1 pseudogene is annotated in these 300 nt (G+C 67.7%); it reads left to right on the forward strand.

Annotation, left to right across the window (positions count from 1 at the left end):
- Window positions 1–300: pseudogene (locus ELR45_RS41815) on the forward strand (transposase); the annotation flags it as partial.

Here is a 300-nt window from a genome sequence, read left to right on the forward strand (position 1 = left end):
GCGCAAGCGAGCCGAGTCCGCGCTGATCACCGTGGTCGCTGACTCCCTGCCTCGCCGGAGTCTCGACACGCCGGATGGACAAGCTGGTCAAGACCCTCGGCATCAACTCCCTGTCCAAGTCGCAGGTGTCGCGCATGGCTGCGGACCTCGACGAGCACGTCGAGCAGTTCCGCCACCGCCCATTGGATGCCGCGGGGGGCGTTCACGTTCGTCGCCGCGGACGCGCTGACGATGAAAGTGCGCGAGGGTGGACGGGTCGTGAACGCCGTGGTCCTGATCGCTACCGGGGTCAACGGGGAC

Source organism: Phytoactinopolyspora endophytica (assembly GCF_004138495.1).
Lineage (GTDB): Bacteria > Actinomycetota > Actinomycetes > Jiangellales > Jiangellaceae > Phytoactinopolyspora > Phytoactinopolyspora endophytica.